Origin of the sequence: Solimonas sp. K1W22B-7 (genome assembly GCF_003428335.1) — a bacterium.
GTDB lineage: Bacteria > Pseudomonadota > Gammaproteobacteria > Nevskiales > Nevskiaceae > Solimonas_A.
Genome location: NZ_CP031704.1, coordinates 1206211 through 1231733, shown reverse-complemented (window position 1 = coordinate 1231733; position 25523 = coordinate 1206211). Strand labels below are relative to the sequence as shown.

The following is a 25523-nucleotide window of genomic DNA, read 5'->3' as shown; positions in this document are numbered from 1 at the left end:
GTCGTGGGGTCAATGAACGGATGCGCTGTCCATCAGCGCCATGTCTTCGCTGCTCATCAGCTTCTCGATGTCCATCAGGATCAGCATCCGCTGGTCCAGCGCACCGATGCCGGTGATGAATTTCGTGTTGATGCCCGAGCCGAACTCGGGCGCCGGCCGAATCTGCTCCGGTGTCAGCTGCATGACGTCGGAGACCCCGTCGACGACCACGCCGACGACGCGGCGCGCGACGTTGAGGATGATCATCACGGTGAATTCGTTGTAGTCGGCGCGCTGCAGGCTGAACTTCAGCCGCAGGTCCACCACCGGCACGATGGTGCCGCGCAGGTTGATCACGCCCTTGATGAAGGCGGGGGCGTTCGGCACCTTGGTGACGGTGTCGTAGCCGCGGATCTCCTGCACCTTGAGGATGTCGACGCCGTACTCCTCCTCGCCCAGGGTGAAGGTGAGGAATTCGTTCGGCATGCCGCCGTCGGCGGGTGCCGGGTTGCGGGCTTCCGCCGGGGCGCTGGGGGTGGCTGCGGTCATGGGTCTTTCCTGCGTTTCAGGTCGGGGTTCAGGCCGCGGCGGCGCGCGCGTAGCCGCGCACCAGTTCCGCGACATCGAGGATCAAAGCGACACGGCCGTCGCCGAGGATGGTGGCCCCGGAAACGCCGTGCACGCGGCGGTAGTTGGCTTCGAGCGACTTGATCACCACCTGCTGCTGGCCGACCAGTTCGTCGACCTGGATGGCGACCTTGCGGCCCTCTGATTCCAGCAGCACGAGGATGCCGCGCTCCGGCTCGATGGCGTCGGCGCGGATGCTGAACAGTTCGTACAGCGCCGCCAGCGGCAGGTATTCGTTGCGCACCTTGACCACGCGGGCGTCGCCGGTCAGGGTCTTGACCTGGCCCGGCTGCGGCTGCAGCGACTCCACCACGCAGTTCAGCGGCACGATGAAGACGTCGTCGCCGACGCGCACCGACATGCCGTCGAGGATCGCCAGCGTCAGCGGCAGGCGGATGGTCACGCAGGTGCCGCGACCCGGGGTGGTCGAAATCTCGATCTGGCCGCTCAGGGCCTGCACGTTCTTCTTGACCACGTCCATGCCGACGCCACGGCCGGACACGTCGGTGACCTGCTCGGCGGTGGAAAATCCGGGGGCGAAGATCAGCTGCCAGACATCGGCGTCGGAGGGGTTGGGCGGTACCGCCAGTCCCCGCTCCAGTGCCTTGGACAGGATGCGCTCGCGATCCAGGCCGCGACCGTCGTCGCGCACCTCGATCACGATATGGCCGCCCTGGTGGGCGGCGCGCAGGGTGATCGTGCCGGTGGGGTCCTTGCCGGCGGCGATGCGCTGCCCGGTGCCCTCCAGGCCATGATCCAGGGAGTTGCGCACCAGGTGGGTCAGCGGATCGGCGATGCGCTCGATCACGCCCTTGTCCAGCTCGGTGCCCTCGCCGACCGTCTCCAGGCGGATCTGCTTGCCGAGCTTGGCGGCGAGGTCGCGCACCATGCGCGGGAAGCGGCTGAACACCGCGTCCACCGGCAGCATGCGGGTGGACATCACCGCCTCCTGCAGCATGCGGGTATTGCGGTCCAGCAGGGACAGGCCCTGCAGCAGCTTTTCGTTCAGCACCGGGTCCAGGCTGGTGGCGGTCTGCTGCAGCATGGCCTGGGTGATGACCAGTTCGCCGACCAGGTTGATCAGCGCGTCGATCTTGTCGGTGCCGACGCGGATGCTGCCGCTCTCACCCGAGCGGCGCTCCTGCATCGGCTCGCGGCCGCCTTCGACCACACGCAGGACCGGCTTTTCGGCTTTCGCCGAAGAAGCCGGCGCCACTTCGTCCTGCGGGACCGCCAGGGCCTGGATATGGAGTTCGCATTCATCCTCGACCCAGGCGAAGACCTCGCGGATCGCAGCCTCGTCGCAGCCGCCGCGCAGTTCCACGGTCCAGGACAGGTAGCACCGCTCGGGCAGGGCCTGCGCCAGGGGCGGCAGCGCAACGCTGTCGCAGGCGATGCACGCCTCGCCCAGGCGATCCAGCTCGCGCAGGATGCGCAGAGGGTCGTTGCCGCTGGCGAAGATTTCGGATTTCGGCAGGAAGCGGATCGACCAGCCCGGTGCCGCAGCGGCCACGGCTGCCGGGGCGACAGCGGCGACCGTGGACCTGAGCTCCAGGGCCTGCTCCAGTTCGGCGCTGACGCGGGCCACCGCGTCCAGGTCCACCGCGTCACCGCCATCGGCGGCGCGCAGCATGGCGCGGGTCACGTCGACCGAGCGCAACAGCAGGTCGACGTCGGCCTGGCTGACCTGACGCTGGCCGGAGCGCACGCGCTCCAGCAGGGTTTCCAGCAAATGGGTGAAGCCGGCCACGGCGGTGAAGCCGAAGGTGCCGGCGCCGCCCTTGATCGAATGGGCCGCACGAAAAATGAGATTGATGGTTTCGGCATCGGCCTGGCCGACGTCCAGCCGCAGCAGGGCGGACTCCATGGCATCCAGGCCTTCCCTGCTTTCCTCGAAGAAGGTCTGGTGAAAGCGGCTGAGGTCGATGTTGCTCATCAGCTGAGCACGCGCTGGATCGTGGCGACGAGCTGTTCCGGATTGAAGGGCTTGACCAGCCAGCCGGTGGCGCCGGCGGCCTTGCCTTCCTGCTTCTTCTCCGGGGTGGACTCGGTGGTCAGCATCAGCAGCGGCGTGAACCGGTAGTCCGGCAGGCCGCGCAATGCGCGCACCAGCGACAGGCCGTCCATGTTCGGCATGTTGACGTCGGCCAGCACCAGCGAGAACTTCTCCTTCTGCGCCAGTTCCAGCGCGGCGAGGCCGTCGGCGGCCTCCGCCACGTCATAGCCGGCAGATTTCAGCGTGAAGCTGACCATCTGCCGCATCGAGGTCGAGTCGTCGACGGCGAGGATGCGACTCATGCGTCCTGCCTCGCGAGCTGCAGCAGCGTGGTGACACCCAGCAGGGCCGCGGCGCTGCGCAGCGCCTCGGTGGGCTGGTGCCATTGGGTTTCGCGGCCGGCGGCGCGGCGGTCCTGGCAGAACATGCAGAACAGCTGCAGCGCGGCCGTGTGGATGCGGGCGACGTCCTGGGCGTCCAGGGTCACCAGGCCAGGATGGTCGACGCGGGCCAGCAGGTCGCGGTAGAGGGCGCCGGCAACATCGATGCCGAGGTCGGCAGGCAGGGAAACAGCGGCGGGAGCGGGGCTTGAATCGGACATGGATGCACTCCGGGAGGCGGACGAAGGCATGGCTGCAAGTCCTGTTCCTCGTGTGCCCTGCCGGCTTTCCGGCATTTCGCCCGAAGCAGGTCCGAAGCCATATCGGGGACGAACGGATCGAACGGGGGAATGAACGGCGCCGCGCAGGCGGCGCGCGGAACGGTTCAGACCAGCAGCGGCAACTCGGCCAGCAGGCGGGCCGGGTCCAGCAGCGTCAACAGTTCGCCGGAGCGCGACACCATGCCGCGGATGCCAGCCTCGGCCGCGCCGCCGCCGGCGGCCGGCGCCGGCTTGATGGCACCCTCGGCGAGCTTGCGCACGTCGGCCACGCGGTCCACGCACAGGCCCAGGGCCTCGCTGCCGTGATCGACCACGATGATGCGGGTCTGGGCGTCCTGCACGGCGGGAAAGCCGAAATGCCGGCGCAGGTCCAGCACGGTGACGACATTGCCACGCAGGTTGATCACGCCCAGCACCAGCGGCGTGGTGCCGGGCACCGGCTCGATGCTGATGTCGGCCAGCACTTCCTGCACGCCGGAGATCGGCAGGCCGTAGAGCTGCCCCGCCAGTTCGAAGCAGACCCAGCGGCTCAGGGACTGGTCGTCGCGTCTTGCACCGCTCATGCGCCGGTCCCCTGTCTGAGCCGCTCCAGCGTGCCTTCCGGCACCACTACGGTACGGGTATTGGTGTTGGTACTGGTCTTGCGCAGGGCGGCTTCACCGCCCAGGTCGGGCGCCGGCTTCTGGCTGTCGGCCAGCACCACGATGACGACGCGGCGATTGTGGTTGCGCCCTTCGTTGGTGGCGTTGTCGCCCGCCGGGTGGTACTCCCCGAAACCGGCCACGGTCATGCGGCCGGGGTCCACGCCCTCGCGCATGAACAGGTGCACGACGCTGGCGGCGCGGGCTGCCGACAGTTCCCAGTTGGAAGGAAAGGTCGCGGTGCTGATCGGCACATTGTCGGTATGGCCCTCGATGCGCAGCGTGTTGTCGAAGGGCCGCAGGATGCTGGCCAGGCGCGACATCACCGGCCAGGCCGTCTCCGCCACCGAGGCCGAGCCGCTGGAGAACAGGATGTCGGTGCGGATTTCGATTTCCAGCCAGAAGTCGGTGCGCTTGACCACCACCAGGTCGCGGCTGATCAGGTCGCCCAGGGCCTGCTCCACCGCCTCGGCCATGCGCTGCAGGTGCTCGCGCGCCTGCTTCTCGCCCGCGCCGCCGCTGACCACCGGAGGATGCACGAAACGGTTCTGCAGGGCCGGGTCCTCGCCGCCGACGGAGGTCTTCTTCTCGGTACCGCGCGGCTGCATCAGGCGGATCTGCTGGGTCTGGTCCTCGCCGCGCTGCTGCGTGCCCATCTGGATCGGCTTCATCGAGCGCGGCGGCCCGCCGAAGGCCTCGCTCATCGCATCGGCCAGCACGCGGTACTTGCCCTCGTTGACCGAGGACACGGCATACATCACCACGAACAGCGCCAGCAGCAGCGTCACCAGGTCGCCGTAGGGAATGGCCCAGGCTTCATGGTTGAGATGCTCCTCGTGTTTGTGCTTGCGGGCCATGACCGTGACTCAGTGCAGGTAGCCCTTGAGCTTGCTCTCGATGTTGCGCGGGTTTTCACCCTGCGAAATCGAGATCAGGCCTTCGATGATCATCTCGCGCACGCGCGTCTGGTCGGCGATCACCGACTTGAGCTTGGAGGCCATCGGCAGGAAGAACAGGTTGGCCGAGGCGATGCCGTAGATCGTGGCGATGAAGGCCGCCGCGATGCCGTGGCCGAGTTTGCTCGGGTCGGCCAGGTTCTTCATCACCGCCATCAGGCCCATGACCGCGCCGATGATGCCCAGCGTGGGTGCGTAGATGCCCATGCCCTCGAAGACCTTGGCGCCCTGGGTGTCGAAATGCTCCTTGCTCGACATCTCCACTTCCAGGATGTTGCGGATGGCGTCGGGCTCGGCACCGTCCACCAGCATCTGCAGGCCCTTCTTGATGAAGGCGTCGGACTCGCCCTCGACCACGCCCTCCAGTGCCAGCAGGCCCTGCTTGCGGGCGATGCCGCTCCACTCGACGATGCGGGCGATCAGCGCTTCCGGGTCCTGCTGCGGCGGCTTGAACACCCACTTGACGATCTTCATCGAGTGCTTGAACACCGCTCCCGGCGTCTGCAGCAGGATCGAGGCAAGCGTGCCGAGGATGACGATGACGAAGGCGGCGGAGCCGATCAGCGAGGAGACGCCGCTGCCCTTGAGGATGCTTCCGCCGATGAGGGCAACGAAGGCCAGGACCACACCTGCGGCTGAGAGCTTATCCATGCTCGTTTTCCAAAGTTGACGGCCGTGGGGCGGCCAGCGATTGACGATAGGCCTGTACCAGGCCGCCAAAATCCAGGATCAGGGCCACCTGGCCGTCGGGCATCACGGTGGCACCGGCGACGCCGGTGAGGCCGCGCAGCGAGGCGCCCAGCGGCTTGATGACGATTTCCTCGCGGCCGCGCACCTCGCTGACCACGAAGCCGTAGCGTTCCTCGTCGACGTGGGCCACCGCGACATGGCGCGGCTGGTCGCTGGCGGCGGACTGCAGCCAGGGATCGAGGTAGACCAGGCGCAGCGGTTCGTTGCGCAGCATCACCACGTCCCAGCGGTCGAGCTTGCGCACGCGGCTGTCGTCGAGCACGAAGACGTCGCGCACCGGACCCAGCGGCAGCGCGTAGCGGCGCCCGCCGGCATGGATCATCAGCGCCGACAGGATCGCCAGCGTCAGCGGCACGCGGATGCGGAAGCAGGTCCCCTGCCCCACCTTGGAGTCGATCGTGACGTGGCCGTTGAGCTCGCGGATGCGCGAGCGCACCACGTCCATGCCGACACCGCGGCCGGACAGGTCGGAAATCTGTTCCTTGGTCGAGAAACCCGGCAGGAAGATCAGGTCCAGGCATTCCTCGGGCGTCATCTGCGCCGCGGCGGCCGGATCGACCAGGCCCTTCTGCAGCGCCTTCTGGCGCAGGCGCTCGGGATCGATGCCGGCGCCGTCGTCGCGCACGGTGATCAGGATGTGGTCGCCCTGCTGCTGCGCCGCCAGGGTCAGGCGGCCGGCGGCGGGCTTGCCGGCGCGCAGGCGCGTCTCCGGCAGCTCGATGCCATGGTCCACGCTGTTGCGCACCATGTGCACCAAGGGATCGGCCAGGGCCTCGACCAGGTTCTTGTCCAGGTCGGTGTCCTCGCCCTGCAGCTCCACCTCGATCTGCTTGCCCAGGCCGCGGGCGACGTCGCGCGCCAGCTTGGGGAAGCGCGAGAACACGCGCTTGATCGGCTGCATGCGGATCTGCATGACCGCGCCCTGCAGGGCACGGGTGATGAAGTCCAGCTCGGCCACCGCGCGCGACACCGGGTCGGAGGCGGAGCGCTGCTGCAGCGACTTGAGGCGGTTGCGCACCAGCACCAGTTCGCCGACCAGGTTCATCATGCGATCGAGCTTCTGGGTATCGACGCGGACCTGGGTCTCGGCGGGTGCGGCTTTGCTCCCCTCTCCCGCTTGCGGGAGAGGGGCGGGGGGAGAGGGTGCTGTAGAACTTGCTGTGGCCATGACCTCAGCATTTACAGAAACCCTCTCCCCCTCCCCTCTCCCGCAAGCGGGAGAGGGGTTCTCAATGGCAAGCGCAGCCACCGGAGCCGCAGGCGCCTTGCCCTGCAACTGGTCCAGCAGCGCTTCGAATTCATCGTCGGTAATGGTGTCGCTGGCGGCGGCCGGCGCGGCAACCACGGCAAGCGCTTCCAGCTTCGGCGCCGCGGCGCAGGCGGCCAGCGTGCGCAGCGCGTCCAGCAGATCCTCGGGTGCGGCCCTGGGCGCCTGGTCCTTGGCCACGCAGTCCAGCATCAGCTGCACCTGGTCCAGCGACTGCAGCAGGCAGTCCATCATGGTGCTGTCGAGCCTGGCCTGACCGCTGCGCAGGCCGTTGCAGACGTCCTCGGTGACGTGGCACAGCTCGACCAGCGGCTGCAGTTCGAGGAAGCCGGCACCGCCCTTCACCGTGTGGAAGGCGCGGAACACGGCATTGAGCAGTTCCGGATCGCCAGGGGACTTCTCCAGCTCGATCAGCTGCTCGGACAGGCGCTGGACCAGCTCCCCCGCCTCCTGCAGGAAATCGCGCCTGATGTCGTCGTCGACGCCTGAGCTCATGTCAGAACCCCAGGCTCGCCAGCAGTTCGTCGGCGTCCTGCTGGCTGTGGCCGCTGCCCGGCAGCGCCGGGCCCTGCAGGCCGCGCGGTGCCGGCGGCGGCACGCCCGCCATCGCGGGGCGCGTGCCGGCGGCACGCAGCAGGTCCAGCAGTGCCTGCTCGACGCTGCGCACCAGGCCGATCACGCGCTTGATGGTCTGCCCGGCGATGTCCTGGTATTCCTGCGCCTGGGCCAGTTCGGTGAGCTGGTGGCGCAGGGTCGTGGTGTCTTCCAGGATCGCCTGGCGCGCGGCGGAATCCTGCATGGCGGTGGCGCGGCCGAGGATGTTGCCGGCCAGCGCGCGGCTGCTGTCGACCAGGTCCAGCGTGCGGTGCGCCGCCTGCTCGGTGACCTGCACGACGTAGTCGAGCCGGCCGCAGGCGTCGGGGATGCCGCTGCCGGCCAGGTCGCTGAGCCGCGAATCCAGGCCCAGCTCTCCCAGCGCCCGGTGCAGCTCGCGCGTCAGCCGCGCCAGGTGCACGAACAGGCCTTGCTCGCGGGCGCTGAGCAGCGCAGCGAGGCCGCGCTCCACCGCCGCCTCGTCGGCGGCCTCCACCGCAGCCAGCAGGCTGCGCAGGCCGGAAGCCAGGCGCTGCCGCTCGATGGCAGCCGCCGCGGCGCTCATCAGGCCGTCTCCGCCGCGCGCTGGAAGATCTTGTCGATCTTCTCCTTCAGCGTCACCGCGGTGAAGGGCTTGATGATGTAGCCGTTCACGCCGGCCTTGGCGGCCTCGATGATCTGGTCGCGCTGCGCTTCGGCGGTCACCATCAGCACCGGCAGCTTGGCCAGCCTGGCGTCGCCGCGGATGGCCTTCAGCAGGTCGATGCCGGTCATGCCCGGCATGTTCCAGTCGGTGACCACGAAGTCGAAGCCGCCGGCCTGCAGCAGCGGCCAGGCGCTCTTGCCGTCGTCGGCCTCGGTGGTGTTGGTGTAGCCCAGGTCGTTGAGCAGGTTCTTGACGATGCGGCGCATGGTCGAGAAGTCGTCGACGATCAGGATCTTCATGTTCGGGTTCATGGGGTGGTGCTCCGGTTTCTCGTGTTCTCTATCAGGCCCGCGCCGTCCACTCGGACAAACGCGCTTTCAGGCGCAGCAGTGCCTGGCCGTGGATCTGGCAGACGCGCGATTCGCTGACGTCCAGTACCGCGCCGATTTCCTTGAGGTTCAGCTCGTCGTCGTAGTACAGCGACATCACCAGCCGTTCGCGCTCCGGCATGCCGGCGATGGCCTCGGCCAGCGCCGCGCGGAATTCGTCGCGCTGCAGCAGGTCGGAGGGACCGTCGCCGGGGTCGGCATAGTCCATCGCCTCGCCGTCGTCCTCGTCGCGCTGGGCATCGAGGCTGATCACCTGGCAGCGGGCAGCGTCCTGCACGATGTCGTGATACTCGCCCAGCGGCAGGCCCAGGCGGTCGGCGATCTCGGCATCGCGCGCCTCGCGGCCGGTCTGCTGCTCGATCTTGCGGATCGCATCGCTGACCTCGCGCTGGCGGCGGTGCACCGAGCGCGGCGCCCAGTCGGTGTGGCGCAGTTCGTCGAGCATGGCGCCGCGGATGCGGATGCCGGCATAGGTCTCGAAGGAAGCGCCGCGTTCGCCGCTGTAGTGGCGCGCGGCCTCCAGCAGGCCGATCACGCCGGCCTGGATCAGGTCGTCCAGCTCGACGTGCGAAGGCAGGCGCGCGGCCAGGTGCAGCGCGATGCGCCGCACCAGTCCGGCGTGCGTCTGCATCAGCTGCGCCTCGTCAGCGGGCGGCAGCGGCCGCAGCTGCGCGTTCACGCCAGTGCTCCGGCGATGCGGCCGTGTGCCACCAGCCGCTCGACGAAGAATTCGAGGTTGCCGCGGGCACCTTCCGCCCGGCCCCAGCTTTCGATCTTGCGCGCCAGCGTCTTGAAGGCATGACTGGACGGGCAGTTCGGGTAGGCGTCCACCACGGAGCGCTGGCGCCGCACCGCGCGGCGCAGCCAGTCGTCGGAGGGCACCATGCCCATGAAGTCCAGGGTGATGTCGAGGAAGCGCTCGGCGACCCGGCGCAGGTTGTCGAACAGTTCGCGCGCCTCGTTGCCGCTGGCCACCATGTTGGCCAGCACGTGGGCGCGCTTGACGCCGTGATCGCGGTTCAGGACCTTGATCAGGGCGTAGGCGTCGGTCAGCGAGGAGGGGTCGTTGGTGACTACCACCACCACGTCCTGCGAGGCCTGGCTGAAGGTGATGACGCTGTCGGCGATGCCGGCGGCGGTGTCCACGATCAGCACGTCCAGCGGCCGCTTGAGGTCGCTGAAGGCCTGCACCAGGCCGGCGTTCTCGGCCGGCGTCAGTTCGGCCATGCGGCGCTTGCCGGACGAGGCCGGGATCACCATCAGTCCGGAGGGGCCGTTGAGGATGGTGTCCTCCAGCGAGCAGACGCCTTCGATCACATGCGAGAGATTGTGGGTCGGCTGCAGGCCGAGCAGCACGTCGACATTGGCCAGGCCGAGGTCGCCGTCGAGCAGCAGCACCTGCTTGCCCTCGTTGGCCAGGGCCACCGCCAGGTTGACCGAGACATTGGTCTTGCCGACGCCGCCCTTGCCGCTGGTGACGGCGATCACCTGCACCGGCCGCGGCTGCCGCAGGCGCTGCAGACCCGAAGCCTGATGTTCAGGAACCGGCATTGAGGACTCCATACTGCAGGGCAAGCGTGCCGTCTTCGGGCAACGCGGGGTTCTGTCGGGTGAGCTGCATGGCGCGCAGGACCAGCTGGTCGGCGCGGGCCAGGTGCAGGTCCTCCGGCACACGCTGGCCGTCGGCGATGTAGCCGACCGGCAGGCGATGGCGGATGGCCGCCGACAGGGCGCCGCCGATGCGGGTGGCCTCGTCGAGCTTGGTCAGGATCAGGCCTTCGGGCCTGGCCGGCTTGAAGCGGCGCACGACCTCTTCCATGTCGCCGGCCTGCTGCGTGGCGCTGAGCGTCAGCAGCACGCGCATCGGCGTGCGGGTGCCGTGCAGCTCGGCGAACTGCGCCTGCAGCTGCTGGTCGCGCGGCGACAGGCCGGCGGTATCCACCAGCACCAGCTTGCGGTCGGCCAGCTTGAACAGGGTGCGGGCCAGCTCTTCGCTGTTGGCTGCGGTATGCACCGGCACGCCGAGCAGGCGGCCGTAGGTGAAAAGCTGTTCCTGGGCGCCGATGCGGTAGTGATCGGTGGTGACCAGGGCGATGTCGCGCACGCCGTGGCGTGCGGCATAGCGCGCGGCGAGCTTGGCGATGGTGGTGGTCTTGCCGACGCCGGTGGGGCCGACCAGGGCGAAGACGCCGCCGTCGAGGATGAAGTCCTTCTTGGCCGCCGGGATGCGGCGCGACAGCAGGCCCAGCGGCAGGAAGCGCGCACGCTCGCCGTCGGTCTGCGCCGGCAACTCGTCGAGGATCGAGCGCACCAGGGCCGGTTCGATGCCGATGTTGGCCAGGGCGCGCAGGGCGCCCATGCGCTCCGGCTGCTGCTCGCGCAGGTCCTTCCACATCAGGCTGGCGTACTGCTGTTCCATCATGCGGCGCACGCCGCCGATCTCGCGGCGCAGCTGCTGCAGTTCGGGCGCGGCCACTGGCGGCAGCGGCGCGGGCCGCGCGACCGGCGCGGTCACGGCGACGGGTTTCTGTGCCGGTACTGCTGCGGCGCGGCGCGGCGCGGGCTGCGGCTGCGGCGCGGCGATCACCGGTGCCGGGGCGGGCGCTTCGACCGGTGCCGGCGGCGCCGGCAGGCGCGTGGCCTGCTGCATCAGCGCGGCGTCGTAGTCCACCGCGGCGACCACCTCGACCCCACCGTCGATACGGCGGTTCGACAGGATCACCGCATCGGGGCCCTGCTCCTCGCGCACCAGCCGGATGGCCTCACGCATGTTCTTCGCCAGGAATCGTTTGATTTTCATGTCATCGCTTCGTTAGAAAGCTACCGCTCCTGCTATCCGGATCTGCTTGCTGTCCGGGACCTCGTCGTAGGCCAGCACGTGCAGGCCCGGGATCGTCTGCCGTGTGAACCGCGCCAGCAGCGGCCTCAGTCCCGGCGGCACCAGCAGCACCGCTGGCTGACCGCTGGCCTCCTGCCTGCGCGCGCTGTCCGCAATGGACTTGTGCATGCGTTCGGCCAGCCCTGGTTCGATCACCGCACCACCGTTGCGCAGGGAGTCCTGCAACACCTGTTCCAGCGGCGGCGCCAGCGTCAGCACCGGCAGCTCGGCGTCCATGCCGTTGATTTCCTGAACGATCTGGCGGCCCAGCGCGACGCGTACGGCGGAGGCCAGGGCGACGGGTTCCTGACTGCGCGGCGCGGCTTCGGACAGCGCCTCGGCGATCACGCGCAGGTTGCGCACCGGCACGCGCTCGGCCAGCAGCTGCTGCAGCACCTTGGCGAACAGCCCCAGCGGCAGCAGCTTGGGCACCAGGTCTTCCGCCAGCTTCGGCGCGGCGCGCGCCAGCTGCGTCAGCAGCTGCTGTGCCTCGTCGTGGCCGAGCAGTTCGGCGGAGTGGGTCTTGATCAGCGTCGACAGATGCGTGGCGACGACGGTGGAGGCATCCACCACGGTGTAGCCCAGGGTCTGGGCGTGGTCGCGCGCACCGCGCTCGATCCACAGCGCCTCCATGCCGAAGGCCGGGTCCTTGCCGGGAATGCCTTCGACGGTGCCGAACACGCGGCCCGGGTTCAGCGCCATGTCCTTGTCGGGGTAGACCTGGCCGGTGGCCAGCGGCACGCCGTGCAGGGTGATGCGGTAGCCGCCGGGCGGCAGTTCCAGGTTGTCGCGGATATGCACCGGCGGCACCAGGAAGCCCAGCTCCTGCGTCAGCTTCTTGCGCACGCCCTTGAGGCGCGCCATCAGCTCGCCGCCCTGGCGGGCGTCGACCATCGGGATCAGGCGGAAGCCGACCTCCAGGCCCAGCACGTCTTCCGGGGTGACGTCTTCCCAGGACAGCTCAGCCGGCTTCGTGGGAGCGGCTTCAGCCGCGATGGGTTGCTCCTGAGCCTGCTGCCTGCGCTTGGCCAGCATCCAGGACAGGCCGCCGCAGCCGCCGGCCAGCGCCAGGAACACCAGGTTGGGCATGCCCGGGATGATGCCGATCAGGCCCAGCATCGCCGCCGCCAGGCCCAGCACCTTGGGCTCGCCGAAGACCTGCCTGGTGACCATCTGCGTCATGTCGGTGGCGCGCGACATGCGCGTCACCAGCACCGCCACCGCCACCGACAGCAGCAGCGCCGGAATCTGCGCCACCAGGCCGTCGCCGATGGTCAGCAGGGTGTAGGTCTTGAGCGCCTCGCCCACCGGCAGGCCGTGCTCGATGGTGCCGATGAGGATGCCGCCGACGATGTTGATGAACAGGATCAGGATGCCGGCGACGGCGTCGCCGCGGACGAACTTGCTGGCGCCGTCCATGGAGCCGTAGAAGTCGGCTTCCTCGCGCACCTCGTTGCGGCGCTCCTTGGCCTCGTCGCGGGTCAGCAGGCCGGCATTCATGTCGGCGTCGATCGCCATCTGCTTGCCCGGCAGGGCGTCCAGCACGAAGCGTGCGGAGACTTCGGACACGCGCTCGGCGCCCTTGGTGACGACCATGAAGTTGATGATCGTCAGGATCGCGAAGACGATGAAGCCGACCATGTAGTGGCCGCCGATGACGAACTCGCCGAAGGCCTCGATCACCTTGCCGGCGGCATGCGGGCCGTCGTGGCCATGCATCAGCACCACGCGGGTGGAGGCGACGTTGAGCGCCAGGCGCATCAGGGTGACGAACAGCAGCACGGTCGGGAAGGAGCTGAACTCCATCGGCCGCATGACGTAGATCACCGCCAGCAGGATCACGATCGACAGGGTGATGTTCAGCGAGAACATCAGGTCCAGCACCAGCGGCGCCAGCGGCACCACCATCATGCCCAGGATCACCAGCAGCAGGATCGGCGCGGCGATGCCGCTGCGCTCGATGCCGCGCAGGCGGGTCAGGAGGGCTTTGAGATCGAGGTTCATGAACCCCTGGGTGCAAGAACCGGGCTAGGCGGATGGAGGCGGGTTCTTGACGGGTTTACTTGCGGTTGGACGAACCTGTCTTACAAATGGACACGTTGGTTTTCCGTCGCGACCCCACCGAACCGTTCATGCCGAGTGCCGCAAAGCGGCGTATCGAGGCACGCACCTCGATACGCTGCGCTACTCGGTGTGAACGGGATGGTGGCAAACGGTAGGGTTGCACCGCCGAGCGGTTACTGCAGGGAATCCGGTACGGGATCCGGCTCGCCGCCCGGCACATCGACGATCGGCGGCAGCGACGGCGCCGGGCCGTTGCGCCACTGGCGCAGGCGGTAGATGTAGGTCAGCACCTGGGCCACGGCTTCGTAGAGCGGGGCCGGGATCTCCTGGTCGAGCCGGGTGCTGCGGTACAGCGCACGGGCCAGCGGCGGTGCCGACACCACCGGGATGCGGTGTTCTGCGGCCAGTTCGCGGATCAGGCGGGCGATTTCGTCGGCGCCCTTGGCCACCACCTTGGGCGCGCGCATCTCGCCGGCCGCGTATTTCAGGGCCACGGCGTAATGCGTCGGGTTGGTGACGATGACGTCGGCCGCCGGCACCTGCTCCATCATCCGGCGGCTGGCCATCTGCTGCTGCAGCTGGCGGATGCGGGCCTTGACCTCGGGGCGGCCCTCGCTCTCCTTCATTTCCTCGCGCACTTCCTGGCGCGTCATGCGCATCTTCTTCTGGTAGGCCAGCCACTGGTAGGGCGCATCGATGAAGGCCAGCACCAGCAGGCCGCCGAGCAGCCAGATGGCGCAGCGCAGCACCAGGCCCAGGCCATGGCCGATGCCGGCGCGCGGGTCTTCCAGGCTCAGGCCCGTGAACTCGCCGTGGCTGAGCCACAGGAACATGCCGGCCAGCCCGCCCAGCAGGACGAATTTGAGAAAGGCCTTGAGCATTTCCATCAGGCTGTTCCTGGAGAAGATGCGGCCGAAGCCCTTGACCGGGTTGAGACGGCCGAAATCGGGCTTGAGCGCTTCCACCGAGAAGTTGAAGCCGCCCAGCAGCAGCGGCGCGGCGAACACCGCGCCCATCAGCGCGATCATCAGCGGCAGCAGCACCCACAGCGAGGACACCAGGGCCTCGCCGAACATCGTCGGCAGGCGCTGCGGCGTGTGCAGCACCGCCGGGTCGATGCTCAGGCCCTCGCGCATCAGCGCGGCACAGCGCCGCGCGATGGCGCCGCCGAAGGCCCACAGCGACAGCACCCCCACCGCCAGCACCGCCGCGGTGGCCAGCTCGCGCGAGCGCGGGATGTCGCCGCGCTTGCGGGCGTCGCGCTGGCGTTTGGGTGTGGCGCGTTCTGTTTTCTCCTGGCCGCTGCTCTCAGACACGGTCCGCCCCCATCAACGCGCCGGTGAAGGCCCAGGCGTTCTCCAGCAGCGCACGCAGCACCGGGCCCAGGCCTTCCAGGCCGAAGTACAGCAGCAGCAGGCCGGCGATCAGCGATGCCGGGAAGCCCACCGACATCAGGTTCAGCGAGGGTGCGGCGCGCGACATGATGCCGAAGGCCAGGTTGACGGTGAGCAGCGCCACCATCACCGGCAGCGCCAGGCGCAGGCCGCCGGAGAAAATCTGGCTGCCGAGCAGGGCCAGGGCGCGGCAGCGCTCCGCGTCCAAGCCGGTAGGGCCTGGCGGCATCGTGTGGAAAGATTCGGCCAGCATCTCCAGCGCCACCAGGTGGCCGTTCATGGCCAGGAACATCAGCATCGCCAGCGTCAGCAGGAACTTGCCCACCACCGGCGAGCTGCTGCCGCGGATCGGGTCGGCCATCTGCGCGAAGGACAGGCCCATGCTGTAGGAGATCAGTTCTCCGCCCATCATGATGCCTTCGAATACCAGCTGCAGCACGAAGCCCATGGCCACGCCCAGGCCGACCTGCTGCGCCACCGCCAGGAACCAGGTCGCACCGAAGGGCTTGAGCGGCGCCGGCGCCGGCAGCAGCGGCGCGATCAGCAGGCAGATCATCAGGGCCAGCAGCAGGCGCATCATCGCCGGCACACCGCGCGTGCCGAACACCGGCGCCACCATCAGCAGGCCGGCGATGCGCGCGAACGGCAGGAAGAACTGCAGCAGCCAGGAATCGAGCTGGGCCTGGGTGATTTCCATTCTTTACTCCTCTCTCCCGCCTGCGGGAGAGAGGCCGGGAGAGAGGGTTTCTGTAGATCGAGTGGGAGTAACCCATCGGGCATTTACAGAAACCCTCTCCCGGCCCTGCGGGCCACCCTCTCCCGCAAGCGGGAGAGGGGACGGCAGGAGCCTGGGTTCCATCAATTCACCAACCCCGGAATGCCCTCGATCAGGCGCCGCGTGTACTCCACCAGCAGCCGCAGCATCCACGGCCCGGTGATCACCAGCACCGCGGCCATCGCCAGGGCCTTGGGGATGAAGCTCAGGGTCATTTCGTTGATCTGCGTGGCGGCCTGGAACAGGCCCACCAGCACGCCCACCGCCAGCGCGGTCAGCAGCAGCGGCGCCGAGATCATCAGGGCCAGCAGCAGGGCCTCGCGGCCGTAGCTCATGACGTCTTCCGGCGTCATACCGAGAAGCTCGCGGCCAGCGAACCCATCACCAGCGACCAGCCGTCCACGAGCACGAACAGCATCAGCTTGAAGGGCAGCGAGATCAGCATCGGCGACAGCATCATCATGCCCATGCTCATCAGCACGCTGGAGACGATCAGGTCGATCACCACGAAGGGGATGAACAGCAGGAAGCCGATCTGGAAGGCGGTGGTCAGCTCGCTGGTGACGAAGGACGCGGCCAGCACGGTGAAGGGAATCTCGTCGGCATGGGCGAAGGGGCCCTTGCCGGCGATTTTGGCGAAGGTCATCAGGTCGGCCTCGCGGGTCTGCGCCAGCATGAATTGGCGCACCGGCGCGGCGGCCTTCTGCAGGGCCGGCTGGAACTCCATCTGGCCGTCGAGGTAGGGCTGTGCCGCTTCGGTGTAGACCCGGTCGAGCACCGGCGACATGATGAAGAAGGTCAGGAACAGCGCCAGGCCGATCAGCACCTGGTTGGAGGGCGTCTGGCCGGTGCCCAGCGCCTGGCGCAGCAGGCCCAGCACGATGATGATGCGCGTGAACGAGGTGGTCATCAGCAGCGCCGCCGGCAGCAGCGTCAGCGCCGTCATCAGGAACAGCACCTGGATGCTCAGCGAGTACTGCTGGCCACCGCCCGGCGCCGGGGCCACCGTCACCGCCGGCAGGCCGGCGGCATGCACCAGGCCCGGCAACAGCAGCAGGCCGACGATCAGCAGGACGGTCTTCGCGGAAAACAGTTTGTTCATCACTTGCGCCCCAGCAGCTTGTCGAGCTGTTCGCCAAAGGCCTGCTGGAACGACGGCGGCAGCGCCGCTTCGGGCTGGCCTTCTTCCACGGCCAGCGTCGCGCCGGCGTCGGACAGGCGGTGCAGCACGGAGATGCTGCCGGCGGTGACGCCCAGCAGCAGGCGGGTATCGCCGGCCTGCAGCACCACCACGCGCTCCTTCGCGCCCACCTGCAGGCCGCCCTCGATACGCAGCGTGCTGCCGCCGGCGGGGCGCAGGCCCTGCACGCGGCGCATCAGCCAGGCGAAGACGAAGATCAATCCCAGCACCAGCACCAGGCTGCCGGCCATCGAGGCCAGGCTGCTGCCGGTACCGGAGTACGAAGGCGCGGTGCCGGCCAGCAGCATCGGCTTGCCGGTGAGCGGCGCGGCCGGCGCGGCGGCCGGAGCTTCCGCCACGGTCAGCGTCACCGGCGTGGGACGGGTGTCGGCTTGCATGCGGCCTTACTTCAGCTTGCGGATGCGTTCGGCCGGGCTGACCACGTCGGTCAGGCGGATGCCGAACTTCTCGTTGACCACCACCACCTCGCCGTGGGCGATCAGGGTGCCGTTGGCGTAGACGTCCAGCGGTTCGCCGGCGGCGCGTTCCAGCTCCACCACCGAGCCCTGGTTGAGCTGCAGCAGGTTGCGGATCGGCACGCGCGCGCGGCCCACTTCCATCGACAGCGTCACCGACACGTCGAGGATCACGTCGAGGTTGAAGTCGCCGGTGTGGGCCGGGTGGCTTTCGCCGGCGTCGATGGTCTTGCCGGCTGCCGTGTTGCTGTTGGGGGTCGTGTTCATGGGGGCTCTAGTGGAAGCTGGGGCGACGGATGGTTTCGGTGATCTGCAGCGCGTGGTGGCCGTTGGCGACACCGAGGGTGCCGCGGAACAGCGGCAGCTTCTCGACGCAGAGCTCCAGCACCTTGGGCATGTTGATGGGGATGACGTCGCCGGCCTTGAGGTTCATCAGCTGGCGCAGGCTGATCTGCGTGCGGACCAGCTCGGTCTCGCATTCCAGCTCGGTGTCCTTGATCTGCTCGCGCAGCGACTGCGACCAGCGCTCGTCCTTCTCGACGCGGTCGGACTGCATGCCGGCATCGAGCTGTTCGCGGATCGGCTCCAGCATCGAGTACGGCAGGGTCACGTGCAGGTGTCCGCTGCCGCCCTCCAGCTCGATCTTGAACTTGCAGACCACCACGATCTCGCTGGGCGAGACGATGTTGGCGAAATGCGGATTGACCTCGGAGTTCAGGTACTCGAACTCCAGCGGCATCACCGGCGACCAGGCCTCCTGCAGGTCGGCGAAGGCCTGGCGCAGCAGCAGCTGGATCACGCGCATCTCGGTGGGCGTGAACTCGCGGCCCTCGATCTTGGTGGCGAGCTTGCCGTCGCCGCCGAAGAAGTTGTCGACCACGGTGAACACCAGGCGCGGCTCGAAGATGAACAGCGCGGTACCGCGCAGCGGCTTGACGCGGATCAGGTTGAGGCTGGTGGGCACGAACAGCGAGTGCGTGTATTCGCTGAACTTGACCATCTCGATGCCGGCAACGGACAGCTCCGGCGTGCGCCGCAGCATGTTGAACAGGGAGATGCGGAACAGGCGCGCGAAGCGCTCGTTGATCATCTCCAGCGTCGGCATGCGGCCGCGCACGATGCGGTCCTGCGAGCCGAAGTTGAAGGGACGCGCCTCGCCGGGCGCGGCGGGAGCGGGCTCGGTATCGACCGCGCCGCTGTCGACGCCGTGCAGCAGTGCGTCGATTTCGTCTTGTGACAGGAGGTCGCGGCTCATTGGGTCACGAAGCTGGTGAAGTAGACGGCCTCGACACCGGGCTTGCCGGTTTCGTCCTTGAGGATCTTCTGGATTTCCGCGAGCACGGCGGCCTGCAGCTTCTCCTTGCCGGCGCGGTCGGAAATCTGCGCGGTCTTCTGCTGGCCCATCAGCAGCAGCAGGGCGTTGCGGATGCGCGGCTGGTGCAGCTTGACCGCCTCCAGCACCGCGGCATCGCGCGCCATCACCTGGACTTCCACCTGCAGGAAGCGCGAGGCGTCCTGGTCTTCGAGATTGACGACGAAAGACGGCTCCAGCGCCAGGTACTGCGCCGGTGCCTTGGGCTCTTCCTTACTGGCCTCTTCACCGTGGGCGGCGGCAGGCGCGGCGCCATGGCTGGAGAACCAGAATGCGGCGCCACCGCTGGCGGCGGCCGAGAACAGCACCGCCACGATCATGATCAGGACCGGCGACCTGGCCTTGGGCGGCGCGGCGGCCGTCCCCGGGGTATCACCATCGTCTGCTGTTTTCGCGGCTGCCGACATGCCTGTTGCTCCTGTGGACGCAGGCATGGATACAAGCCATGTGCCATGGCTTTTCGGCTGTACAAATCCCAGCAAGGACAATCACTTGCGGATCGGGAGACGGAAAGCTGTCGGGGTCCTCGCAGACGCCACGCCGGAAACCCGGCGGGCGTTTCTGCGGCACCGCGTGACGGTTCTCCGTTGTAGGAGCGGCTGTTAGCCGCGATCTGCCGGTGATCGGGCTAGCCTCCCTCGCGGCTAACAGCCGCTCCTACAAGGAGTCCTTTCCGATCCCGAACCCGGCCTGGAAACCCGTACGCCTCCAGGCCAGCCCCGTCAGCGGATACGCCAGCACCATCAGCAGCGCGTACTGCCATTCCAGGGCGTTCATGCGCGCGTCCCGCGCCGGTCCCTCCAGCAGGAACTGCAGCGGCAGGCTGGCAAGACCCAGGCCCAGCAGCAGCGCCAGCAGGACCAGGAAGGCACGGCGCAGCCCCGCCCCCAGGACCTCGGCGCGGCTGGCGATGGCGATCAGGAACATCTGCGCCAGCACGGTCAGCGAGAAGTAGAGGTTGATGCCGTAGCGCCGCAGCCAGCGGTAGAAGTCACCGTCCACGCCCAGGGTGGTGGCGTACAGCGCCAGGAACACTGCGCCGACCAGGCCGCAGCCCAGCATCGCGCGGCGCGCCTTGACCCGCCCCGGCGCCAGCAGCGCGCACCAGCGCGCGTTGAGCAGCCAGAACAGCGCCAGCAGGCCGACGTAGGGCAGCATCATGGCGCGGAACAGCAGGATGGCGTCGCCCTGGCGCGCGGCGCGGCTGATCGAGGTGCAGCCCTCGACATAGGGAAGGCAGGCCGGCACCAGGCCGGCGTTCAGCGAGATGGCATGGGCGGCGTGCACCGCCAGCAGCGGCCACAGGCCGGTCAGCCAGGCCCATGGCTCCAGCGCACTGCCCTGCCCTGCCCCGTCCCGCATGCCGACCTCCGCCGCCACGGACGCAGTATGCCGCCGCGGGATCAGGGTTTCCCGTCTCAGGCGGCGGCGATCCGCTTCCGCACCAGCGGCGCCAGGAACTTCAGCAGCGACTCGGTGCAGGCGTCCGGCGGCACGTCCTCGCGCAGCAGCACCCACAGGCCGGAGCCCAGCCGGGCCTCCGGCTCCCGCAGGCGCAGCAGGCGCCGGTCCTTGTCCGCGCTGAAGCACCACATGTGGCTGACGCCGAGGCCGCAGCGGACCGCCTCCTTCAGCGAGTTCCAGGAGTTCACCGTGGTGACGACGGCTTCGTCCTGCGGAATCCCAAGGTCGTTCGCGTCGGCGGACAGGCTGCTCGCCATGTCCCTGCTCCAGCCGATCCAGTCGTGGTGCCGCCGCTGCGGTTGCCGCGCCAGCCGGCGCTGGTAGCTGCGCGCCGCGTAGAGCGCGCGCTGCAGCTGGCCGACCGAGACCCCGCGCAGATGCGCCGGCACCTCGCGGGCGATGCACAGGCCGACGTCGGCCTTGCGCGAGGTCAGGCTGGCCACCGGATCGTGCGCCTGGGTCAGCTCCAGGTGGATCTCGGGAAAGTGTTCCCGGAAAGCCGCGAACTCCGCCATGAACTCGTCGCCCAGTTCGGTGGGCGTGGCGACGCGCACCGTGCCGGCCAGGCGGGTATCGAGCACCGCGAGGCGCGCCGCCAGTTCCTCGACCTCCTGCTCGATGCGCTGCGCGCTTTCCAGCACGGCGCGGCCGAAGGCGGTCGGCCGGTAGCCGTTGAGGGTCTGCTCGAACAGGGAGTTGCCCAGCTGCGCTTCGAGCCGGGTGACCCTGCGGCCGACGGTGGTGCGGTTGATCTTCAGCCGCTCGGACGCGGCCGTGTAGTTTCCGCTGCGCACGGCGTTGAGGAAGATGCGCAGGTCGTCCCAGTCGATCATGCGTGCATATTTGCACAGCAAATGTGCGAAAACAAACGTTTACGCACGGTGTGCCGGTTGCTAGCTTCATTGCCACCTCAGGCACCGGAGCGGCACCGATGGCGACGACGAAAGACTACGAGCTGGGCGAGTTCACCTACCCGCGCGGCTGGTTCATGGTGGCCGATGCCGCGAAGCTGACGAACAAGCCGCTGGACCTGCACTTCTTCGGCCGGGACTTCGCGCTCTATCGCGGCAGCGGCGGCCGGGTGGTGCTGCTGGATGCGTACTGCCCGCACATGGGAACGCACCTGGCGCGCAACACCACGTCCTACGTCGTGCAGGACGGCAGCATCGAGGGCGACTCCATCCGCTGTCCGTATCACGGCTGGCGCTTCGGCCCCGACGGCAAGTGCAACCAGATTCCCTACTCGGACCAGCCCATCCCGCGCTCGGCCAGCATCCGGAGCTGGCCGGTGGAGGAACGCATGGGTGCGATCTTCGTCTGGCACGATCCCGAAGGCGGCGCGCCGGAGTGGCAGGCGCCGCGGCTGGAGGAATGGGACGATCCGTCCTGGGTGCGCTGGCAGCTCGACGACCTCGGCCAGCTGCGCTGCCACCCGCAGGAGATCGTCGACAACATCGCCGATGCCGCCCACCTGGGGCCGATCCACGGCGCGACGCCGCAATACTTCGAGAACGAGTTCCGTGGGCACCTGGCGATCCAGCGCCAGGGCGGCACGACCCGCGGCGATGCCCTGGCCGACAAGGACGGCAGCAACCCGCTGCTGCGCACGGACACCGCCTACCACGGTCCGGGGGTATTGCTGTCGCGCATGACCGGCCTGTTCGAGGCGATCATCTTCATCGTGCACACGCCGGTGGACGACGGCCTGGTGCAGGTATGGCATGGCCTGCTGGTGAAATCACCCGGGGGCAACCGCGTCGCGACGGAGGCGGACGTGCAGGCGGCGCGCGCCTACCAGCAAGGGCACCTCGGCGCCTTCGCGCAGGACTTCGAGGTGTGGGCGAACAAGCGTCCCTGCATCAAGGGCATGTTCCTGCCCAGCGACGGCCCCTTCCTCAAGGCGCGCACCTGGTACCGGCAGTTCTACAACCCGCGCACGCGCCGCGATGAATTTCTGAAGCAGGTGGAGGGCATCCACTCGCCACGCGGTCTGCCGGGCGTGCCGGCCGTGGTGCCGGGGCCCTAGCCCGGCGGGCGGCGCAGGTCCAGGGTCCAGGGGAACTCGGGGTTCGGCATCTCCACCGGCGGCACGTACCAGCCCGCCAGGTGGCCCTGCGGCTCGAAGCGCGCCAGGCGCCGCGCCTCGGCTTCGTAGCTGTTGACCGGGAAGGTCTCGTAGCTGCGGCCGGCCGGGTGCGCGACATGGTAGGTGCAGCCCGAGACCGAGCGCCGGTTCCAGGTGTCGTAGAGGTCCAGCACCAGCGGCGTGTGCACGCCGATCGTCGGGTGCAGGCAGGCCGCCGGCTGCCAGGCGCGGTAGCGCAGGCCGGCGACGAACTCGCCTTGCGTGCCAGTGGGCTGCAGCGGCAGGCGGCGACCGTTGCAGGTGACGTAGTGCCGCTCGCCGGTCATGCCGGTCACGCGGACCTGCAGGCGCTCGATCGAGGAGTCGACGAAGCGCGCGGTGGCGCCGCCGGCCGGCTCTTCGCCCAGCACCGGCCAGGCTTCCAGGGCCTGGCGCAGTTCCAGGGTGACGCCCTCGTGGGTGACCGTGCCGTGGATCGGGAAGCGGAAGTCGAAATGCGGCGCGAACCACTCGCGCGCGAACGGGTAGCCGGCGCGGCGCAGGTCGTCGACCACGTCGCAGAGATCGGCCCAGTTGTGATGCGGCAGCAGCCAGCGGTCCTGCAGCTGCGTGCCCCAGCGCACCAGCGGCTGGGTATAGGGCTCGTTCCAGAAGCGCGCGATCAGCGCGCGCACCAGCAGCTGCTGCACCAGACTCATGCGCGCATGCGGCGGCATCTCGAAACCGCGCAGCTCGACCAGGCCCAGACGGCCGGTGGCGGAGTCCGGCGAGTAGAGCTTGTCGATGCAGAACTCGGCGCGGTGGGTGTTGCCGGTGAGGTCCACCAGCAGGTTGCGCAGCACGCGGTCGATCAGCCAGGGCGGCACGCTGCCGCCCCTGGCCGGCAGCTGCGCCAGGGCGATCTCCAGCTCGTAGAGCTGGCCGTCGCGCGCCTCGTCGATACGCGGATGCTGCGAGGTGGGGCCGATGAACAGGCCCGAGAACATGTAGGACAGCGCCGGATGGTTCTGCCAGTAGCGCAGCAGGCTGGCCAGCACGTCGGGGCGGCGCAGGAACGGCGAGTCCGCCGGCGTGGCGCCGCCCACCACCACGTGGTTGCCGCCGCCGGTGCCGACCGCGCGGCCGTCGATCAGGAACTTCTCGGTGGTCAGGCGCGACAGCCGCGCCTCCTCGTAGATCGCCAGGGTGTTGTCGCGCAGCTGCTCCCAGTTGTGCGCCGGGTGGATGTTGACCTCGATCACGCCCGGGTCGGGGGTGATCCTGATGATCTCCAGGCGCGGATCGGCCGGCGGGCCGTAGCCCTCGATGCGCACCGGCAGCCCGGTCTCGGCCGCCACGTCCTCGATCGCCGCGATCAGGTCGAGGAAGTCCTCGCTGCGCTCGGTCGGCGGCAGGAACAGGTTGATGAAGCCGTCACGCGACTCCGCCGACATCGCGGTGCGCACGTTGCCGCCCTGCAGGTAGCTGCCATGGCGGCGCGGCGGCGGCTGGCGCGATTCCGGGGTGACGCGCTGCGCGGCGCGGCGGCGCTGCGGGTCTTCTTCCTTGACGCCGTGGCGCTGCAGGTAGGGCTGGCGCCGCGGGTCGGTGGCGCCCAGCGCCGGCAACGCTCCGGGATCTGCGGGGATGAACTGCGGCCGTTCCGCGGCCGGCAGCCAGGGCAGGGATTCCAGCGGCAGGCGCAGGCCCACCGGCGAGTCGCCGGGGATCAGCAGCAGGCGGCCGGTGCGGACCTGCCAGCGCTCCGACATCCAGCGCGCCTCGGCCTGCCAGCGCTGCACCGGCAGCACGAAGCCGCGCGGTGTGCCCAGGCCGCGCTCGAACACCTGCAGGATGCGCGCGCGCTCCTCGGCGTCCTTCAGTCGTGCATCGGTGGGATCGACGTTGACCGGCAGCTTGCGCTCGCGCACCAGGTAATGAAGCGTGTCCTCGTAGGCGTCGAGCACGTTGCGCGGGTCCACTTCCAGGCGCTCGGCCAGGGCGCCGAGGAACTGCCTGGCCTCGTCGTTGGTCGGCGGATTGACCTTGTCGGCGCGCGCCGGCGGCAGGCGCCAGGTGGGCTGGCCGTCACGGCGCCAATACAAGGTATAGACCCAGCGCGGCAGCGACTCGCCGGGGTACCACTTGCCCTGGCCGTAGGTCAGCAGGCCCTGCGGGGCGAAGTGGTTGCGCATGCGCAGCGCCAGCTCGTAGGCGCGCGCCTCCTTGGCCGGCCCCACCGCGGCGGTGTTCCATTCCGCGCCCTGCATGTCGTCGATCGACACGAAGGTCGGCTCGCCGCCCATGGTCAGGCGCACGTCGCCGGCCACCAGCCGGGCATCGACCGCCGCGCCCAGCGCGTCGACCTCCTGCCACTGCTCCTCGGTGTAGGGCTTGGTGACCCGTGCCGACTCGTAGAGCCGGCTGATCTTCATTTCGTGGCCGAATTCGACCTCGCAGTCGTCGACGCTGCCGGTGATCGGCGCGGCGGTCTGCGGCTCCGGGGTGGCGCAGAGCGGGATGTGACCCTCGCCGGCCAGCAGGCCGGAGGTGGGGTCCAGGCCGATCCAGCCGGCACCGGGGACGTAGACCTCGCACCAGGCGTGCAGGTCGGTGAAGTCGATCTCGGTGCCGCTGGGGCCGTCCAGCGACTTCACGTCCGGGGTCAGCTGGATCAGGTAGCCGGAGACGAAGCGCGCCGCCAGGCCCAGATGGCGCAGCATCTGCACCAGCAGCCAGCTGGAATCGCGGCAGGAACCCGAGGCCTTGCCCAGGGTTTCCTCCGGCGTCTGCACGCCCGGCTCCATGCGGATCAGGTAGCCGATGCGCTGCTGCAGCGCCTGGTTGAGGTCGACGACGAAGTTGACCGTGTTCGGCGCCTCCTTCGGCAGTTCCGCCAGCAGCGCCTGCAGCAGCGGCCCGGCCGGCAGCGGCTTCAGGAAAGGATCGAGGTCCTGGCGCAGGCTGGCGTCGTACTCGAAGGGATAGCGCTCCGCCGAGGGCTCGACGAAGAAGTCGAAGGGGTTGTAGACCGCCATGTCGGCGACCAGGTCGACCGTGACCTTGAACTCGGTCACCTGGTCGGGGAACACCACGCGCGCCTGCCAGTTGCTGAACGGGTCCTGCTGCCAGTTGATGAAGTTGGGCTGCGGCTCCACCTTCAGCGAGTAGCTCAGCACCCGCGTGCGCGAATGCGGCGCCGGGCGCAGGCGGATGATCTGCGGCGACATGCCGACCCGGCGGTCATAGCGGTAGGCTGTGACGTGGTGCAGCGCGGCGTGGATGGTCATCGTGTCCTTGTACTCGGTCGGCGGCTTTCACTGGCAAAAGCGGTGCCAATATAGACTTC

At 68.8% G+C, this 25523-nt stretch carries 26 protein-coding genes; 1 reads left to right on the top strand and 25 read right to left on the bottom strand.

The window, feature by feature from the left end; translation table 11 throughout:
• Nucleotides 1-9: 9 nt before the first annotated feature.
• The 24 genes from D0B54_RS05765 to D0B54_RS05650 all read right to left on the bottom strand — a co-directional run bounded on the left by D0B54_RS05765 (nt 10) and on the right by D0B54_RS05650 (nt 20942).
• Nucleotides 10-528, bottom strand: a complete 519-nt coding sequence (locus D0B54_RS05765; RefSeq protein ID WP_117290054.1) for a chemotaxis protein CheW — start codon at nt 526-528, stop codon at nt 10-12.
• A 28-nt stretch (nt 529-556) separates the two neighbouring features.
• Nucleotides 557-2542: a chemotaxis protein CheA gene (locus D0B54_RS05760; RefSeq protein WP_117290052.1), complete on the bottom strand. Its 1986-nt coding sequence runs from the start codon at nt 2540-2542 to the stop codon at nt 557-559.
• A complete protein-coding gene (locus tag D0B54_RS05755; protein WP_117290050.1) occupies nt 2542-2904 on the bottom strand; it encodes a response regulator in 363 nt (120 codons plus the stop codon). Before D0B54_RS05755 ends, D0B54_RS05760 begins: the two co-directional genes overlap by 1 nt.
• Complete coding sequence (locus tag D0B54_RS05750) at nt 2901-3203, bottom strand: STAS domain-containing protein (RefSeq protein ID WP_162932237.1); 303 nt, start codon at nt 3201-3203, stop codon at nt 2901-2903. The genes D0B54_RS05755 and D0B54_RS05750 overlap by 4 nt, the downstream gene beginning before the upstream one ends.
• Before the next feature lie 164 nt (nt 3204-3367).
• Complete coding sequence (locus tag D0B54_RS05745; protein WP_117290046.1) at nt 3368-3826, bottom strand: chemotaxis protein CheW; 459 nt, start codon at nt 3824-3826, stop codon at nt 3368-3370.
• Nucleotides 3823-4761, bottom strand: coding sequence for a flagellar motor protein MotD (gene motD / locus D0B54_RS05740; protein ID WP_117290044.1), 939 nt, complete (start codon nt 4759-4761; stop codon nt 3823-3825). The genes D0B54_RS05745 and motD overlap by 4 nt, the downstream gene beginning before the upstream one ends.
• A gap of 9 nt (nt 4762-4770) precedes the next feature.
• Nucleotides 4771-5511, bottom strand: coding sequence for a flagellar motor protein (locus D0B54_RS05735; RefSeq protein WP_117290042.1), 741 nt, complete (start codon nt 5509-5511; stop codon nt 4771-4773).
• Nucleotides 5504-7372, bottom strand: coding sequence for a chemotaxis protein CheA (locus D0B54_RS05730; protein WP_117290041.1), 1869 nt, complete (start codon nt 7370-7372; stop codon nt 5504-5506). Before D0B54_RS05730 ends, D0B54_RS05735 begins: the two co-directional genes overlap by 8 nt.
• Before the next feature lies 1 nt (nt 7373).
• On the bottom strand, nt 7374-8036 hold the full coding sequence (locus D0B54_RS05725) for a protein phosphatase CheZ (RefSeq protein ID WP_117290039.1): 663 nt from the start codon (nt 8034-8036) through the stop codon (nt 7374-7376).
• A complete protein-coding gene (locus D0B54_RS05720) occupies nt 8036-8428 on the bottom strand; it encodes a chemotaxis response regulator CheY (protein ID WP_117290037.1) in 393 nt (130 codons plus the stop codon). The genes D0B54_RS05725 and D0B54_RS05720 overlap by 1 nt, the downstream gene beginning before the upstream one ends.
• Before the next feature lie 31 nt (nt 8429-8459).
• Nucleotides 8460-9185 (bottom strand): RNA polymerase sigma factor FliA, encoded by a 726-nt coding sequence (locus tag D0B54_RS05715; RefSeq protein ID WP_240433558.1) that lies wholly within the window; start codon nt 9183-9185, stop codon nt 8460-8462.
• Nucleotides 9182-10057 carry a MinD/ParA family protein gene (locus tag D0B54_RS05710; protein WP_205527285.1) on the bottom strand — a complete coding sequence of 292 codons (876 nt, stop codon included), beginning with the start codon at nt 10055-10057 and terminating at the stop codon, nt 9182-9184. Before D0B54_RS05710 ends, D0B54_RS05715 begins: the two co-directional genes overlap by 4 nt.
• Nucleotides 10044-11306, bottom strand: a complete 1263-nt coding sequence (gene flhF / locus D0B54_RS05705) for a flagellar biosynthesis protein FlhF (RefSeq protein ID WP_117290033.1) — start codon at nt 11304-11306, stop codon at nt 10044-10046. The genes D0B54_RS05710 and flhF overlap by 14 nt, the downstream gene beginning before the upstream one ends.
• A 12-nt stretch (nt 11307-11318) precedes the next feature.
• Complete coding sequence (flhA, locus tag D0B54_RS05700) at nt 11319-13388, bottom strand: flagellar biosynthesis protein FlhA (RefSeq protein ID WP_117290031.1); 2070 nt, start codon at nt 13386-13388, stop codon at nt 11319-11321.
• Between the two features lie 233 nt (nt 13389-13621).
• Nucleotides 13622-14764 carry a flagellar biosynthesis protein FlhB gene (gene flhB / locus D0B54_RS05695; RefSeq protein ID WP_117290029.1) on the bottom strand — a complete coding sequence of 381 codons (1143 nt, stop codon included), beginning with the start codon at nt 14762-14764 and terminating at the stop codon, nt 13622-13624.
• Nucleotides 14757-15539, bottom strand: coding sequence for a flagellar biosynthetic protein FliR (gene fliR / locus D0B54_RS05690; protein ID WP_117290027.1), 783 nt, complete (start codon nt 15537-15539; stop codon nt 14757-14759). Before fliR ends, flhB begins: the two co-directional genes overlap by 8 nt.
• A gap of 161 nt (nt 15540-15700) precedes the next feature.
• Nucleotides 15701-15970: a flagellar biosynthesis protein FliQ gene (gene fliQ / locus D0B54_RS05685; RefSeq protein ID WP_117290025.1), complete on the bottom strand. Its 270-nt coding sequence runs from the start codon at nt 15968-15970 to the stop codon at nt 15701-15703.
• On the bottom strand, nt 15967-16719 hold the full coding sequence (gene fliP / locus D0B54_RS05680; RefSeq protein WP_117290023.1) for a flagellar type III secretion system pore protein FliP: 753 nt from the start codon (nt 16717-16719) through the stop codon (nt 15967-15969). Before fliP ends, fliQ begins: the two co-directional genes overlap by 4 nt.
• Nucleotides 16719-17195: a flagellar biosynthetic protein FliO gene (gene fliO, locus D0B54_RS05675; RefSeq protein ID WP_117290021.1), complete on the bottom strand. Its 477-nt coding sequence runs from the start codon at nt 17193-17195 to the stop codon at nt 16719-16721. Before fliO ends, fliP begins: the two co-directional genes overlap by 1 nt.
• A gap of 6 nt (nt 17196-17201) precedes the next feature.
• Nucleotides 17202-17540, bottom strand: coding sequence for a flagellar motor switch protein FliN (gene fliN / locus D0B54_RS05670; protein ID WP_117290019.1), 339 nt, complete (start codon nt 17538-17540; stop codon nt 17202-17204).
• A gap of 7 nt (nt 17541-17547) precedes the next feature.
• Entirely contained in the window at nt 17548-18528 is a 981-nt protein-coding gene (gene fliM, locus D0B54_RS05665; protein ID WP_117290017.1) for a flagellar motor switch protein FliM, read from the bottom strand.
• Nucleotides 18525-19052 carry a flagellar basal body-associated FliL family protein gene (locus D0B54_RS05660; protein ID WP_117290015.1) on the bottom strand — a complete coding sequence of 176 codons (528 nt, stop codon included), beginning with the start codon at nt 19050-19052 and terminating at the stop codon, nt 18525-18527. Before D0B54_RS05660 ends, fliM begins: the two co-directional genes overlap by 4 nt.
• A 250-nt stretch (nt 19053-19302) precedes the next feature.
• Nucleotides 19303-20007, bottom strand: a complete 705-nt coding sequence (locus tag D0B54_RS05655) for a hypothetical protein (protein ID WP_162932236.1) — start codon at nt 20005-20007, stop codon at nt 19303-19305.
• Between the two features lie 56 nt (nt 20008-20063).
• Complete coding sequence (locus tag D0B54_RS05650; protein WP_117290011.1) at nt 20064-20942, bottom strand: LysR family transcriptional regulator; 879 nt, start codon at nt 20940-20942, stop codon at nt 20064-20066.
• 98 nt (nt 20943-21040) lie between these two features.
• On the opposite strand from D0B54_RS05650, the gene D0B54_RS05645 reads away from it, so the two are divergent.
• Nucleotides 21041-22135: a Rieske 2Fe-2S domain-containing protein gene (locus tag D0B54_RS05645; protein WP_117290009.1), complete on the top strand. Its 1095-nt coding sequence runs from the start codon at nt 21041-21043 to the stop codon at nt 22133-22135.
• On the opposite strand, the gene D0B54_RS05640 is transcribed toward D0B54_RS05645, so the two are convergent.
• Nucleotides 22132-25464: a transglutaminase family protein gene (locus D0B54_RS05640; protein ID WP_117290007.1), complete on the bottom strand. Its 3333-nt coding sequence runs from the start codon at nt 25462-25464 to the stop codon at nt 22132-22134. The genes D0B54_RS05645 and D0B54_RS05640 overlap by 4 nt on opposite strands.
• Nucleotides 25465-25523: the final 59 nt, after the last annotated feature.